We start from the raw sequence: 13504 nt of genomic DNA, 5'->3' as shown, positions 1-13504 counted from the left end.
CAAGAAACCTAAGCGGGCGGGCGTGTTTCCCGGCCAGCCAGGTTCGCCAGCATTTCAGTGAGCTGAGGCAACGCCAATTCGGCTTCTGTTTCTATCGCGGCGGCGGTGAACCATCTGAGTTCGGTATGTTCATCAGCAATAAGTCGCGGCTGGCCGTACCATTTATCGACGTGATAGACATAGAATGTGGTGAATGCTTCGGGCGGGCCTTCCGATGCGAACCGTCCTGCAAACTGCCAGCGCTCCGGCGCCACGCCTATTTCTTCGATCAATTCCCGGCACATTGCCGTCTCGGCGTCTTCGCCCTCTTCGATATGGCCGCCCGGAAGGCTCCAGCGATCCGGGTGCACCTTGCGCTTTGAACTGCGTCTTGCCAGAAGAACGGTTCCGTTCCGGCTCAAGACGCCCATCGCGATGTCGGGCATGCATTCTCCTCTCCCCAATCGATCTCGCGCATGCTGCCCGCAGCTACGGCTTCTTGCAATGGACCGGTCGTTCATCGAGATAGTCGAGACATAGCCTGACAGGGTAAGTTGACCCCTCTATTGCTGGGGAGCATAGTCCCCGGACAGACGCGAATGACCTGCTGCTGCGAACGAGGTCGGTCACTCGATCTTCGTCCGTTTCCGAAGAGATCAAACGGAGAGGAAAGCGTCATGCCACCCACATCCCTATCAACGCCCACGCGGCGCGAGCTGCTTGCCGCCACGGCCGCCGCCGGAGCCATGAGCATGCTTGCCGGGACGCGCGGCGCTGAGGCGAACGGCGACGGGCTTAGCCCCTTCAGCGTCCACTTCCCCGAGGAGGCGCTGGATGATCTGCGCCGGCGCGTGGCAGCGACTCGCTGGCCTGACAAGGAGACCGTCACGGACGATACGCAGGGCGTGCAGCTCGCAACGATCCAGAAACTCGCGAACCATTGGGCGACGGATTACGACTGGCGCAAGATGGAGGCGCGGCTCAATGCGCTGCCGCAGTTCATCACCGAGATCGACGGGCTGGATATCCACTTCATTCACGTGCGCTCCCAGCATAAAAATGCGCTGCCGTTGATCGTCACGCATGGATGGCCCGGCTCGATCATCGAGCAGTTGAAGATCATCGAGCCGCTTACCGATCCGACGGCGCATGGCGGGAGCGAAGAGGACGCATTTGACGTGGTGATCCCGTCTTTGCCGGGCTACGGCTTTTCCGGGAAACCGACGGGGTCGGGGAACTGGAACCCGCCGCGCATCGCGCACGCCTGGGTGACGCTGATGCAACGTCTCGGCTACACCAGGTTCGTGGCGCAGGGTGGCGACTGGGGCAACGCGGTCACCGAATTGATGGCGGTGCAGCAGCCGCCTGGATTGCTAGGCATCCATACGAACATGGCGGCTACGGTTCCTGCTGACATCGCCAAGGCTCTTGCCGCTGGCGGTCCGGCGCCCGCCGACCTGTCGCCGGACGAAAGGCGCGCCTTCGATCAGCTCGACGACTTCTACAAGAATGGGCTGGGCTATGCCATCGAGATGAACAACCGGCCGCAGACGCTCTACGCGATCGTCGACTCGCCGGTCGGGCTTGCGTCGTGGATGCTCGATCACGACATCCGCAGTTACCGGATGATCGCCCGCGTTTTCGACGGAGAGCCCGAGGGGCTGACGAAGGACGATATTCTCGACAACGTCACGCTCTATTGGCTGACGAACACCGCCATCTCCTCGGCACGCCTCTATTGGGACAACGCGCACCATCCGTCGGGCGGCTTCTTCGATCCCAGGGGCATAAAGATCCCGGTGGCGGTCAGCGCTTTCCCCGATGAGATCTACCAGGCGCCGCAGAGCTGGGCGGAGCAGGCTTATCCGAAGCTCATCCACTACAACCGGTTGCCGAAAGGCGGTCACTTCGCCGCCTGGGAACAGCCGATGGCTTTCACTGCCGAGCTCAGGACTGCGTTCCGGCCGCTGCGGCAGTAGACCCAGGCGGAATCAGGCGACTGATTCAAGATTTCCCCGGTTCGCCCAGCATTGACTGCAGCAAGTTGTCGCGCAGCGTCGTCACCGATTTCTGAACGACGGGAAAGTCGTCGCCGAGGCCGGTGGCGCCAAGCAGCGCGTTGGCGGGATCGCTTTCAACGAGTTGGCGTCCCGCCGGCGTCAGGCTGACCCGCACCTGCCGTTCGTCGGCGGGATCGCGGTGACGGGTGATATAACCATTCGATTCCAGCTTCTTGAGGATGGGCGTCAGGGTGTTGGATTCGAGGAACATCTTTTCCCCCAACACGCCGACGGTTTGGTCGTCCTCTTCGGAGAGAGCCACCATGGCGATATATTGGGTGTAGGTCAGGCCAAGCTCATCCAGGATCGGCTTATAGGCGCGGCCGAAGGCGAGATTTGCCGAATAGACCGCGAAACACAGGAAATTCGAAAGTTTCCTGCCGTCTGCGCCTGCCTGAGGCGAGGTGGGCTCGGGCACATCCGGCCCCTTAGCTGCTTTAGACGTCGGCATCGGTTCATCCTGTCCAGGCTTTCTAACGATCAGATCTATATAAATCGTATCCGATTAAATCGCAATGGTGTTGAAGTCGGTTTTCAATCCTGCCGCTTGTGGGCACTCGGCAAAGATCAGCGGAAACTCCTGGGCGGCTTCCCGTACTTCTTGCGAAAAGCGGTCGCGAAATGGGCGGAGTCGGAGAATCCGATTTCAAAGGCAATGGCTGTCATGGGAAGCGTACTATTTTCGACCAGAAAACGCCCGTAACGCAATCTCGTCTCGACGATAAAGCGCTTCGGGGTCATGCCGATATTGTCCTGGAAGAGACGCGCGAACTGGCGCGGCGACAAGCCGACCAGAGAGGCCACCTGTTCCGGTGAGACGTCGCGGCCTTTCCGACTCTCGATGAGAACGACGGCTCGCTGTATGCGCGAATCTTCTGTGCGGCGAAATGTTGTGGCGCGGCCGTGATCGAAGGCGCTCATGTGCTTCTGCTCGGTCAGCGAAAGCTGGTGCACGGCCTTGGCCGCCCGATCCGGTCCGCAATGCGTTCGGATCAGTTCCGTCATCAGCGACAGGATCGATACGCCGCCAGGCACGGTAATGCGGCCGTTTTCGATCAGGAAGTCATCGCGCGTGGAGAAGGCAAGACGCGGGAAGGCAATCCGGAAATCCTCTGCGTGAAAGGGATGAACGCACGCCTTCCGTCCGGCGAGCAGTCCCTCTTGTGCCAATACGAAGGCGCCCGTGCAAACGCCAATTACCGGCACACCTGCCGATGCCGCCACCCTGAGATAGTCGCGATGCTTGCCGGGTGCGGCGCGCAGATGTGGCAGCAGGCCACCGATAACCACGACGTAGTCGAAGTCGGTCGGGTTGATGTAGGGCGCATCGGCGTGAACCCGGATGCCGCAGCTGGCCACCGCTGCATGGCCCGGAGCCCCCATGATCGACCAGCGACAATGTAATGGACGGGAATTGTCGGCAAAGTCCGCCGCATGCCTCAGAGGCTCGACGATACCCGTCAGCGACATCATCGGGAAGGTCGGCCAGAGGAGAATGCCGATGGAAAGATCGGCCTTTCGGTCGCGTGCGGCCAGAAGCCGCTCGGCCCAAAGATCGTCGAGCCAGCGCACATAGTCCGGCTCGTTGGCTGATACTTCGGAAGGTTTCTCGGATGTGATCATGGCGCATGGCAACGATAGAGAAGTCATGTCCTTTTTTCAAAGAAAATGTCCGATTTGTAAAATTCAAGGGCGACCTTCGGTGTCAAGTTTGCTCTCGTCGAACGCGACATCCGGGGAACGGAAACCACCGGACCGGGGAACCAACAAATCAAGGATCAGAACAATGGCACTTTCTCTTTCGAGAAGGATGGTGACGTGCGCTCTGCTGGCAGGCAGCTTCATGTCCCTTTCATCTATCGCCAGTGCTTTCGAGCTTGCCGAGCAGGGCAAGCTGACGGTTGCCTTCACCGGCGACATGCCCGGCTCCGGCTGGCAGGACGGGAAGCTGGTCGGCTATGACGGTGAAATCATGCAGCGCATTGCCGACAAGCTCGGCCTCAAGATCCAGCCTGCGCTCATGGAATGGTCGGGTACGATCGCGTCGGTTCAGTCAGGCCGCGTCGACGTCATGCTCGGCACCATGGGCTGGACCGAAAAGCGTACGAAGATCATGACCCTGTCCGAACCGATCCACTACTTCAAGAACGGCATCATGCAATCGACAAAGACCAGCTGGGACAAGCTTTCCGATCTGGAAGGCAAGAAGATCGGCACGATCACCGGCTTTTCGTTCATTCCGGAATTGAAGAGCATCAAAGATCTCCAGCTCTCGCTCTACGACACTTCCGATGCGGCCGTCCGCGATCTTATCGCCGGGCGCATCGACGCTGTCATCGGCGATCCGCCGGTGATCTCCTACGCCATCAAGCAGAACCCTGATTGGAATATGCACTTCCTTGCCTTCACCGATAACAGTCCCGATTTCCCGCTGCTGACCGGTCTCGGCCAGGTCGTCTATGGCCTCAATCAGAAGAACGACGATCTGCGCCAGAAGATGGACGCCATCATCGCCGACATGTGGAAGACCTGCGAGATGAAGGAAATCGGCGCCCGCTACGGATTGTCGTCGGATGTCTGGTTCAAGCCTGTGGGCCAAAACTTCCGCGCCGGCGTGGATCGCCCTGCAGATTACAAGCTGCCCTCCTGCGCAGCTGGCGGCTGAACGGCCGTGCGGACGGAAGCTGCAATTGGCGGCTTTCGTCCCTCTCCGCCTACTGCATAATTCCTGAAATCAGAATCGATTTCAGGAGAAAATTATGCAGCAATTCAAAGTGCTACAGCGTCATTGGCGCGTCTGAAAAGACGCGCGGCGCTTTAGATATGATCGCATAAGGAAACGGCGATGAATGCGCTTCTCAGCGTTGCAGGCCTGCGCAAGAGCTATGGTCCTATCGAAGTTCTCAAAGGCATCGATTTCGATGTCGCGCCAGGTGAGAAGATTGCCCTGATCGGTCCATCCGGCTCCGGGAAATCCACCTGTCTGCGCTGCATGAATTTTCTGGAAAAGCCCAGTGCCGGCGAGATCCGCCTCGCTGGCGAGCGGATCGGTGTGCGCAACGGCCATGTCATGAGTGATCGGCAACTGGCACCGCAGCGCGCCGAGATGGGCATGGTCTTCCAGCTCTTCAATCTCTGGCCGCATCTGTCGGTGACGGAAAACGTGGCGATCGCGGCGCGCAAGGTGCGCGGTCTGCCTGCTGCCGAGGCACGCGAACTGGCTTTGGAGATGTTGGCCAAAGTCCATATGACACACCGCGCCGACGCCTCACCGCTCGAACTGTCCGGCGGCCAGCAGCAGCGTGTCGCGATCGCGCGGGCGCTTGCTCAGAAGCCGAAGCTGATGCTGTTCGACGAGCCGACATCCGCACTCGATCCCGAACTGGTCCAGGAGGTTCTGAAAGTGATGGAGGAACTGGCGGCCGAGGGGCGCACGATGCTGATCGTCACGCACGAGATCGCGTTTGCGCGCGACATTGCCGATCGCGTCCTGTTTCTTGACGGCGGCACCATCGTCGAAGCCGGACCGGCACGCCAGGTCATCACCGCTCCCCGCGAAGCGCGCACGCAAGCGTTTCTGAATAAGATCCGGCATTAGGCGCGCCATGACCGGATTTTCCATATTCTTCTCGATCGTCGAGGGACTTGTCGCCGGGCTTGGCGTAACCGCTTTCGTCACGATCGCCTCACTGGCGCTCGCAGCCGCCTTCGGGTTCCTTCTCGCCTTGCTCAGGCAATTTGCCGGGATCAAGCTTATCGATTTGGCGATCGATGCCTGCTGCGAGATCCTCTGCAATGTGCCGGCCTTGACGCATCTGTTCATCCTCTATTTCGGGCTTGCCAGCATCGGCGTGAAATTGACGTCGATCACGGCGGCCGTCCTGGGCCTCGGGCTCATCGGAGCGGCGATTACCTGCGCAATCTTTCGCGCCGGTTTCGCCGCGCTGCCGGGCGGGCAGGCGGAGGCGGCGCTTGCCGCAGGGCTGACCCCGCTCCAGACGATCTTTGAGATCCTGACGCCGCAGGCCATGCGGATAGCGCTTCCAGGGCTCGGGAACTACGCGGTGCAGCTTCTCAAGGATACATCCGTCGTCTCGGCCATCGCGGCGCCGGAAATCATGTTCTTTGCCCGTTCCATGGTGACGTCGTCCTTCCAGACAACAATGATCTACGCGACGGCGGCGGCACTCTACCTGTTGCTGAGCTTGCCATTGATGCAGGCAACGCGGTTCCTCGAAAGACGTTACGGGAGATTGAAAGGATGAGCGCTTTCCTGGCGCCTTATGGCGATTATGGTGCCGAATGGCTGCCTCTGCTGCTGCGGGCGATGATGAATACGGCCTTGCTTTCCGTTTGTGCCTTTGTCCTGGCATTCGTTTTTGGCCTGCTGCTGTCGCTCTGCCAGAAATCCAGTTTCGCGGCGCTAAGGTATTTTGCGGACCTTTATGTGACGATCGTGCGCGGCGTGCCGCTGCTGGCGGTTTTGTTTCTGCTTTATTTCGGCTTGCCGGGTATCGGGATCGTCTTTGATGCTTTCGGCGCGGCGATTGCGGGCCTGGCATTGTGTTTCGCGGCCCAGGTCGCAGAGCTTTTCCGCGCCGGCCTGAAGGCTATACCGGCCGGCCAGAGCGAGGCAGCACTGGCTGCGGGCTTCACCCCGGCCCAGAGTTTTGTCCTGATCATCCTGCCGCAGGTCGCGCGTGTCATTCTGGCGCCGATGATCATCACCTTCGTTTCGCTGCTCAAGGATTCTTCGCTCGCTTCGCTGATTACCGTCAACGAACTGGTCCTCACCGGGCGGTCGATGGCGACGGAATATTTCCTGCCCTTGCAGATCTACATTGCCGTCGGCCTCTGCTATTTCGCGATAGCCTGGCCTTTCTCGGTCCTCTCGCGCCGGCTAGCCCTTCCGGCCGCCCGCTAACTCGTCATCACAAGGCCAAGACCATGACCATCAAAACGACCGTTGCCACGGGCGACGACCGTCGGCATGCAACGCAATCGCATGAACCTCGTTCGCCGGTGATCCTCATGACGCCCGACATCAGCGAGGCGCCTGGTGTACCGACCGAGACGGAGTATGTGGTGCGCGCCAACTATGCGGACGCCATAGCCGAGGCCGGGGGAATTCCGTTGATCCTGCCTTACAATACCGAGAACCTGTCATCGGCGTTGGCTCTTGCGGATGGAATCGTCCTTACCGGTGCGCGGCCGGGGACCGAGGTGACAGGCGCACGCAGGCGGTTCGAAATTCAGCTGATCGAGCAGGCCTTGAAAACGGGCAAGCCGCTTCTCGGCATCTGCCACGGCATGCAACTGATCGGGGAATGCCTTGGAGGCAAATTTCGCACCGAGCTGCCGGCCGCCGCCATATCCCACATCCCGCAAGGGATTCCCGATGTGTTGGCGCACGAGATCACGGTCGAGCCGGACAGCGTGCTCACCAATTGGGTCGGGAAAGGTCCAGCGCGCGTCAATAGCCTGCACCGCCATGCTTTGGCCGGCGACGGACGCTTCCGTGTCGCTGCGCGGGCGCCGGACGGCACCATCGAAGCGTTCGAAGGAGAAACGGACGGCTTTTGTCTGGGCATTCAATGGCACCCAGAATACCGGCTGACCGAACTCGACAGGAATATCATGAGAGCCTTCGTCGGCCGCAGCGCAGAAGCGGCAGCCCGCAAGGCGCGCAATGTTTCATCGGTTGGAAGCAATCGCGTGCGCGAACGGCTGGCACAGCTCGAGCTTGCTCTGCCGGAAGCATCCTCGCCGCCAGGCGCGTTTTCCGGGGCTGTGCGGACCGGCAATATCATCACCGTTTCCGGTCAGGTGCCGCTGAAGGATGGCGCCGTGCTGCAGACGGGACATCTCGGAGCGGACGTCTCCATCGAAGAGGGGCGGGAATGCGCGCGCTGGGCGCTTCTCAATGCGCTTGCGCAGCTGGAGGCGGCTGCTGGCGGCTTCGGCAACATCCTGGGCTTCGTCCGGCTGGCGGGCTATGTCGCGGCAGATGCTGCTTTCGAGCGCCACGGCGCCGTCGTCGATGGGGCTTCGGAACTGCTCCGAGCGCTTTTCCCGGATCGATGGGCGCATGCCCGCATCGCGATCGGCGTAACATCCCTGCCGCGCGGGGTTCCTGTTGAAGTCGAGCTGACAGCCGTCGTCGGCGATGAGGCTTGAGATGGCGCGCGTTGCGGTGATCGGCGCCGGCGTCATCGGCGTATCGTCGGCCTATCTGATGGCCCGGGCGGGGCATGATGTGACACTTATCGATGCGGCAAGCGAGCCGGGCATGGGGGCGAGTGCCGGCAACGCCGCGCAGCTGTCCTGGGCCTACGGTGACGCAATGGCGTCGCCAGCCTTGCTGAAGCATCTGCCAGCCATTGCAATGAGCCGCGATCCGGCCTTTCGGATCCAGTGGCAACTCGATCGGGACTTTCTGTGCTGGGGTTTGAAATTTCTTGCCAATACATCGCTCAGGCGTTGGTGGAACAATACGCAGGACATCCTGCGCCTTGCCGAGCAATCCCGTCACGAACTCGCCATCCTGCTTAAGGAAACCGATGTCGAATTCGATTACCGTGTCGCCGGAAAGCTGCATCTCTATGCCGATCGGCAAAGTTTTGCTGCCGCCGACTCCAGTGTGGCGCGCAAGAATGCCCTTGGCTTCGAACAGTGCCTGCTGACGCGGATGGAGGCGGAAAACATCGAACCTGCACTCGCCGCGTATCAGGGAGAGATTGCCGGCGCCGTTTACACTCCCGGTGATGCCCTCGGCGATGCGGCTGGATTTTGCCGCCAGCTCACCATCTGGATGATCGAGCGCGGGCAGGTGTCGGCGCTTTTCGGCAGGAGGGTCTCGAGCTTCGTCCAAACGGGAGGCGTGCTGACAGGCTTGAGGTTCGAGGACCGCGACGAGCTTCGCGTCGATGCCGCCATCGTTGCGGCAGGACCGCAGATCGGTTCCCTCATATCCGATTTGCCTGAGGCCCGGGACATACGCCCCGTCAGAGGCTACTCGCTCACCATTCCAAGAACTGGCCTTGCACCCAGTATCAGCCTGACAGACGTCAAGCGAAAGCTTGCCTTTGCTGCCATCGGCGACCGTTTTCGTGTCGCCGGACTGGCAGACATCGAGCGTCCTGGGGCCGGTTTTGATGCCAGACGTTTCGACACGCTCAAGCTGGCCGCGTCGGCGGTGCTGCCCGACCTTTTCGAGCGATCGGATGAACTGATGAGATGGTCGGGCGAGCGGCCTATGACTCCGACCTCCAAGCCCATTATCGCCGCCTCCCGACGCATCAAAGGTCTTTACATCAATGCCGGTCACGGCATGTTGGGATGGACGCTTGCATTAGGCTCTGCCCGCCGCGTGGTTGATCTCTTTCAATAAGTCGGTGGCTGGCACCCGGTGCGTTCGGGCAGAGTCTGCCGAGACTTCGCTCAATTCATAGCTCTTCACATCCATCGGATCGTTCCGGATCATAAAATCCGGAACGAAGGGAGTGAGAACTCATCACCAAATGGAATCCGGAATGCGGGGTTGGTCCTAGCCGAATTTCTCGGTCGTATCGGCCTTGCCGAACACCCAGTAGCCGGATGCCTTGATCCAGCCGAGCGGGCAACCCCGTTCCAGCAGGTAGGCGCGGATATCGCGTGTTACCGAGGCTTCCGCTGCGACCCAGATGAAGATCTCCGGCTGGATGTCGACCGTGCTCAGGAGCTTCAGCAGGGCGGTGGCATCGGTTGCCTGTGAGAGAGGTCGATGCGCCCAGCGGATATGCAGTTCGGCTGATGTCTCGAAGGCCTGTTCTTCCAGCGGGCCGGCGACGGCTGCGATTGCGGTGATGACGGTTCCGGCGCTGCTCTCCTCGATCCGGCGGCCGATCGCCGGCAGTGCCGTTTCGTCGCCGATCAGCAGCCATCGTTTTACCGTCTTGGAGACCACGGCGGAGCCCCTTGGTCCGCCGATCTCGAGCCTGTCGCCGGCGCGCGCGTCGATTGCCCATCGGGTCACCGGGCCTGCCTCGTGCAAGGCGAAGTCGATGGTCAGTGTCCGCTCAGCATTGTCGTAACGGCGCGGCGTGTAGTCCCGGCGTTCTTCGCCGCCATCGGCGGCCGGTACGAAAATCTTGATGTGGTCGTCGGGAGCAAGACTGATGAAATCGGCAAGATCATCGCCGGTCAATGTGATGCGACGCATACCGGGGGTGACATCGACGACGCTGTCGACGGCGAGGGTGCGCCGCCGCGTGTCGTGGCAGACCCGTTCGATGCCGGGGGCAGGTGAAGTCTGATCTTTGAGTTGATTGTTGTCCATGTGTCCTCAGAAGCTTTCTTGAGCTCGATCCGCAGGACACAGTCGCGCAGATCGAAGCCGCAAAGCCGTTCGATCATACGCGTTGAGTGACGTTAACGCTTACGTGGCCGGGTGACCCGACCATTGACGGCATGATGTAGCCGACGACGGCGGCATGTGCAACCGCAAGGGAGCCGACAACGGCGATGATTGCCAAAGTTTAACTTTCCGGTGCCGTTCCGGGCCGGGCAATGATCGGTCGATCAGCGGGCAGGTTCCGTCCGATGGAGGAGGGATTTGGCGCCCAGCCACGATAACCTCCCAAGCGCCATCTGCCCTGGTTGCTACTTTTGAATGCAGCATAAAAGATGACACGTTTGAAGCTAATTTCCGACACTTTCCCGATCGAAGCTCTGCGCTATTGCGAGCTTTGGAGATACGATGTCGGGCATTCTTATCGCCACCCTTTTGGCAACGGTTTCAGCAAAGATTCCCGCCGGATTTGCCAGCGGTGATCTCCTTTATTCTGATTGCGGCGGCTCACGGCAGTTTGTCGTCGGATATGTCGCGGGTTGGTTGGACAAGTGGAGCCGGGACGAGTATCTGGCCCGCCGTATTTTCACCGAAGCCGTTCCTGCACCGAAGGCGATGGTGAACTCGGCTTATTTTGCCAATTCCGTCGGCGTAAACCTGTGCGTCCCGGTTGGAACCACCGCTGAGGCGATCGGCAATACGTTGTGTAGATTCCTGGATGAGAACCCCGGCATACGTGAGGCCACCGGCGACGAGCTGATGACGACCTTGATGGCCTATAAATACCGTTGCCCCGTGCCGTAGGACGTCAAGCTCATATCAGCTTGCCGGCCTCGATAAACCGGCTGAGCGAGGTGGCGGCGTTCAGCATGTGGGCGCGCATGCGCCGTGATGCCATCTCGCCGTCGGCGATCGCCTGCATGATAGCCTCATGTTTGTCCTGAGATCGGCGCAGCCGTTCGCCCTGGCGCAGTGTGTGCGCCGGAAGGGGCATGCGGTTGCGCATGGCGACGCCTGCCGGCAAGGACGCCATTGTGCGCGGTGGGATGGATGGCTTCATGGACCGGATGGGAATACGTAAGTCTCCAGCAAGCAGGCTTCTGCATAGATGAAGCCGCTTCAAATGCCGAGTTTGAATATGCGGGAGCGCAACGGGGCGAAGGTTGACGCCTTGCGCCGGGCAGGGCGAACCATCCCGACATCGCATTGTAGATCAGCCGATTTCGACTGGGCTTCGGTTGTTCAGGCTTGAGCCGACATGCTTTCGATCTTTCAATTTCTTGACCCACAAGGAACCAGATCATGATGATGAACAGACGGACTTTCTCGGCCGCCCTTGTTGCCGGCGCCGCCACTTCTCTGCTCGCCACCCGCGGCATGGCCGCGACATCCGCTCCGGTGAAGGCGCGCAACGTCGTGCTGGCGCACGGGCTGTTTGCCGACGGCTCGTGCTGGACCGAGGTGATCGCGCGCCTGCAGGCGGCCGGGCTCAATGCCACCGCTGTGCAGAATCCGCTGACGACGCTGCCCGAGGCCGTCGCTGCCGTGAAGCGAGTGCTCGACCGGCAGGACGGCCCGACAGTTCTGGTCGGGCATTCGTTTTCCGGCATGCTCGTGACCGAGGCCGGCGTTCACCCTGATGTTTCGGCGCTCGTTTATGTCGCAGCCCGGGCGCCGGATGCGGGCGAGGATTATACCGCTCTCGCCAAGACCTTCCCGACTCCACCAGCTTCGGCCGGCATCGTCTTCGACGGCGATGAGGGCCGGCTCAGCGAGGAGGCCTTCCTGCGTGATTTCGCCGGCGACCTGCCGGAGGCGAAGGCGAAAGTGCTCTATGCCGTGCAACAACCGTTCCAGAAAGAACTGCTGACCGGCAAGACAACGCAGGCCGCCTGGCATTCCAAGCCGAGCTGGTATGCCGTCTCGACCGAGGACCGGACGATCAATCCCGATCTTGAACGCTTCATGGCCAAGCGCATGGGCGCAAAGACGATCGAGCTGAAGGCCAGCCACCTCTCACTGATTTCTCATCCCGACGAGATCACGAGGCTGATCCTCGAGGCGGCGGGGCAGAATACGGACTGAGCCAGGCCCGCGGCTGGTGGAGGCGGGCGTGGATCCCAGGCTTGCGCAGCCCGCCGTTTCACGGGACAAAGCCCGGATGAGTATTCCGAAGACACACCCCTTTGATTTCGATCCCACCTACGGCATGCGGCTCGAAGAGCTTCTCGGGGTTCAACCGCCGGAGGCGCCCGAGGGTTTCGACGATTTCTGGGAGGCGCGGTATCGCAGGGCGCTGGCGGTCGATCCGCAGCCGGTGCTTTCCCGGAGTGAAATCACCCATCCCGACTGGCATGTGCTCGATCTCGTCTATCTCTCCACAGACGCATTCCGGATCGGCGGCTGGCTCATCCTGCCGCGTGAAGGGGAGGTGCGGCGCGGTCTGGTCGTCGGCCATGGTTACGGCGGGCGGGATCGTCCTGATTTCGAGCTGCCGATCAAGGAAACGGCGATCCTCTTTCCCTGTTGCCGCGGGCTGTCGCTCAGCGCCCATCCGCCAATCTCCCAGAATCCGTCCTGGCATGTGCTGCACGATATCGACAAGCCGGACTCCTATATTATCGGCGGCTGTGTCGAGGATATCTGGCTTGCGGTCTCGATGCTTACGGCGTTCTATCCTTGGCTCTGTGGCCATATCGGCTATAGCGGCATCAGCTTCGGCGGCGGTGTCGGAGCGATGGCGATCGCCTATGATGAGCGCATCGATCGCGGCCATCTGGCACTGCCGAGCTTCGGGCACCAGCCACTACGGCTGAAGCTTCCAACTGTCGGCAGCGCCCAATCGGTGCAGGAATATCAGGCAGAACACGGAAATGCGCTCGAGACGCTGCGCTTCTACGATGCGGCGACCGCCGCCAGACGGATCAACGTGCCGATGCTGACGGCCGTCGCCCTTTTCGATCCCGCGGTGGCACCGCCCTGCCAGTTCGCTGTCGCCAATGCGATACCGAAACCAAATGAGATCTTCATCCTGGATGCGGGGCATTTCGACTATCCTGGCAGCGCTGAGCAAGAGGCCGCTCTCCGCGACAGGGTCGGTCAATTCTTCGGAGTGCCGTAAACCGCAATTCGGCAT

Annotated in this window: 15 protein-coding genes and 1 pseudogene; 10 read left to right on the top strand and 6 right to left on the bottom strand. The window is 60.8% G+C overall.

What is annotated here, in order from left to right; all coding sequences use genetic code 11:
* Nucleotides 1-8 precede the first annotated feature (8 nt).
* Nucleotides 9-425: an NUDIX domain-containing protein gene (locus FHT79_RS05410; protein WP_047610413.1), complete on the bottom strand. Its 417-nt coding sequence runs from the start codon at nt 423-425 to the stop codon at nt 9-11.
* 231 nt (nt 426-656) lie between these two features.
* On the opposite strand from FHT79_RS05410, the gene FHT79_RS05405 reads away from it, so the two are divergent.
* Nucleotides 657-1958, top strand: coding sequence for an epoxide hydrolase family protein (locus FHT79_RS05405; protein ID WP_028757805.1), 1302 nt, complete (start codon nt 657-659; stop codon nt 1956-1958).
* Between the two features lie 25 nt (nt 1959-1983).
* Here FHT79_RS05405 and FHT79_RS05400 read toward each other — a convergent pair whose 3' ends face one another.
* The 3 genes from FHT79_RS05400 to FHT79_RS05390 form a co-directional block, all read right to left on the bottom strand.
* Nucleotides 1984-2490 carry a MarR family transcriptional regulator gene (locus FHT79_RS05400; protein WP_183903034.1) on the bottom strand — a complete coding sequence of 169 codons (507 nt, stop codon included), beginning with the start codon at nt 2488-2490 and terminating at the stop codon, nt 1984-1986.
* Nucleotides 2491-2606: 116 nt separating this feature from the next.
* Nucleotides 2607-3662 carry a helix-turn-helix domain-containing protein gene (locus FHT79_RS05395; RefSeq protein WP_028757807.1) on the bottom strand — a complete coding sequence of 352 codons (1056 nt, stop codon included), beginning with the start codon at nt 3660-3662 and terminating at the stop codon, nt 2607-2609.
* 63 nt (nt 3663-3725) lie between these two features.
* Nucleotides 3726-3884, bottom strand: a complete 159-nt coding sequence (locus tag FHT79_RS05390; protein ID WP_183903326.1) for a hypothetical protein — start codon at nt 3882-3884, stop codon at nt 3726-3728.
* Here FHT79_RS05390 and FHT79_RS05385 point away from each other — a divergent pair.
* From FHT79_RS05385 to FHT79_RS05360, 6 genes are all read left to right on the top strand, one after another.
* The gene (locus FHT79_RS05385; protein ID WP_028757808.1) at nt 3826-4704 is read left to right on the top strand and encodes an ABC transporter substrate-binding protein; all 879 of its coding nucleotides are present in this window, start codon (nt 3826-3828) and stop codon (nt 4702-4704) included. The genes FHT79_RS05390 and FHT79_RS05385 overlap by 59 nt on opposite strands.
* Nucleotides 4705-4884: 180 nt before the next feature.
* Entirely contained in the window at nt 4885-5637 is a 753-nt protein-coding gene (locus FHT79_RS05380; protein WP_183903033.1) for an amino acid ABC transporter ATP-binding protein, read from the top strand.
* A 7-nt stretch (nt 5638-5644) separates the two neighbouring features.
* On the top strand, nt 5645-6304 hold the full coding sequence (locus FHT79_RS05375) for an amino acid ABC transporter permease (protein WP_028757810.1): 660 nt from the start codon (nt 5645-5647) through the stop codon (nt 6302-6304).
* The gene (locus tag FHT79_RS05370; protein ID WP_028757811.1) at nt 6301-6963 is read left to right on the top strand and encodes an amino acid ABC transporter permease; all 663 of its coding nucleotides are present in this window, start codon (nt 6301-6303) and stop codon (nt 6961-6963) included. The genes FHT79_RS05375 and FHT79_RS05370 overlap by 4 nt, the downstream gene beginning before the upstream one ends.
* Before the next feature lie 23 nt (nt 6964-6986).
* A complete protein-coding gene (locus tag FHT79_RS05365) occupies nt 6987-8216 on the top strand; it encodes an Atu1372/SO_1960 family protein (RefSeq protein ID WP_028757812.1) in 1230 nt (409 codons plus the stop codon).
* Nucleotide 8217: 1 nt separating this feature from the next.
* Nucleotides 8218-9429, top strand: coding sequence for an FAD-dependent oxidoreductase (locus tag FHT79_RS05360; RefSeq protein ID WP_183903032.1), 1212 nt, complete (start codon nt 8218-8220; stop codon nt 9427-9429).
* Nucleotides 9430-9585: 156 nt separating this feature from the next.
* On the opposite strand, the gene FHT79_RS05355 is transcribed toward FHT79_RS05360, so the two are convergent.
* Nucleotides 9586-10356 (bottom strand): siderophore-interacting protein, encoded by a 771-nt coding sequence (locus tag FHT79_RS05355; protein ID WP_183903031.1) that lies wholly within the window; start codon nt 10354-10356, stop codon nt 9586-9588.
* 420 nt (nt 10357-10776) lie between these two features.
* Between FHT79_RS05355 and FHT79_RS05350 the strand changes: the two genes are divergently transcribed.
* The gene (locus tag FHT79_RS05350) at nt 10777-11172 is read left to right on the top strand and encodes a hypothetical protein (protein WP_028757815.1); all 396 of its coding nucleotides are present in this window, start codon (nt 10777-10779) and stop codon (nt 11170-11172) included.
* 10 nt (nt 11173-11182) lie between these two features.
* On the opposite strand, the pseudogene FHT79_RS05345 reads toward FHT79_RS05350, so the two are convergent.
* Nucleotides 11183-11447, bottom strand: a pseudogene (locus FHT79_RS05345) (FCD domain-containing protein); the annotation flags it as partial.
* Nucleotides 11448-11670: 223 nt separating this feature from the next.
* Here FHT79_RS05345 and FHT79_RS05340 point away from each other — a divergent pair.
* Entirely contained in the window at nt 11671-12453 is a 783-nt protein-coding gene (locus FHT79_RS05340) for an alpha/beta hydrolase (protein ID WP_028757817.1), read from the top strand.
* 76 nt (nt 12454-12529) lie between these two features.
* Nucleotides 12530-13489 carry an acetylxylan esterase gene (locus FHT79_RS05335; protein ID WP_028757818.1) on the top strand — a complete coding sequence of 320 codons (960 nt, stop codon included), beginning with the start codon at nt 12530-12532 and terminating at the stop codon, nt 13487-13489.
* Nucleotides 13490-13504 lie beyond the last annotated feature (15 nt).

This window comes from Rhizobium sp. BK212 (assembly GCF_014197475.1).
Lineage (GTDB): Bacteria > Pseudomonadota > Alphaproteobacteria > Rhizobiales > Rhizobiaceae > Rhizobium > Rhizobium anhuiense.
The sequence above is the reverse complement of the archived record's forward strand: the minus strand, read 5'-3'. Positions and strand labels throughout refer to the sequence as shown.

What these genes read in the sequence shown, in the direction of transcription:
- FHT79_RS05340 (WP_028757817.1), top strand. Translation starts at nt 11,671, where the DNA reads ATGATGATGAACAGACGGACTTTCTCGGCCGCCCTTGTTGCCGGCGCC.
- FHT79_RS05405 (WP_028757805.1), top strand. Translation starts at nt 657, where the DNA reads ATGCCACCCACATCCCTATCAACGCCCACGCGGCGCGAGCTGCTTGCC.
- FHT79_RS05410 (WP_047610413.1), bottom strand. Translation starts at nt 425, where the DNA reads ATGCCCGACATCGCGATGGGCGTCTTGAGCCGGAACGGAACCGTTCTT.
- FHT79_RS05350 (WP_028757815.1), top strand. Translation starts at nt 10,777, where the DNA reads ATGTCGGGCATTCTTATCGCCACCCTTTTGGCAACGGTTTCAGCAAAG.
- FHT79_RS05390 (WP_183903326.1), bottom strand. Translation starts at nt 3,884, where the DNA reads ATGAAGCTGCCTGCCAGCAGAGCGCACGTCACCATCCTTCTCGAAAGA.
- FHT79_RS05360 (WP_183903032.1), top strand. Translation starts at nt 8,218, where the DNA reads ATGGCGCGCGTTGCGGTGATCGGCGCCGGCGTCATCGGCGTATCGTCG.
- FHT79_RS05395 (WP_028757807.1), bottom strand. Translation starts at nt 3,662, where the DNA reads ATGATCACATCCGAGAAACCTTCCGAAGTATCAGCCAACGAGCCGGAC.
- FHT79_RS05400 (WP_183903034.1), bottom strand. Translation starts at nt 2,490, where the DNA reads ATGCCGACGTCTAAAGCAGCTAAGGGGCCGGATGTGCCCGAGCCCACC.
- FHT79_RS05365 (WP_028757812.1), top strand. Translation starts at nt 6,987, where the DNA reads ATGACCATCAAAACGACCGTTGCCACGGGCGACGACCGTCGGCATGCA.
- FHT79_RS05335 (WP_028757818.1), top strand. Translation starts at nt 12,530, where the DNA reads ATGAGTATTCCGAAGACACACCCCTTTGATTTCGATCCCACCTACGGC.
- FHT79_RS05355 (WP_183903031.1), bottom strand. Translation starts at nt 10,356, where the DNA reads ATGGACAACAATCAACTCAAAGATCAGACTTCACCTGCCCCCGGCATC.
- FHT79_RS05375 (WP_028757810.1), top strand. Translation starts at nt 5,645, where the DNA reads ATGACCGGATTTTCCATATTCTTCTCGATCGTCGAGGGACTTGTCGCC.
- FHT79_RS05385 (WP_028757808.1), top strand. Translation starts at nt 3,826, where the DNA reads ATGGCACTTTCTCTTTCGAGAAGGATGGTGACGTGCGCTCTGCTGGCA.
- FHT79_RS05380 (WP_183903033.1), top strand. Translation starts at nt 4,885, where the DNA reads ATGAATGCGCTTCTCAGCGTTGCAGGCCTGCGCAAGAGCTATGGTCCT.
- FHT79_RS05370 (WP_028757811.1), top strand. Translation starts at nt 6,301, where the DNA reads ATGAGCGCTTTCCTGGCGCCTTATGGCGATTATGGTGCCGAATGGCTG.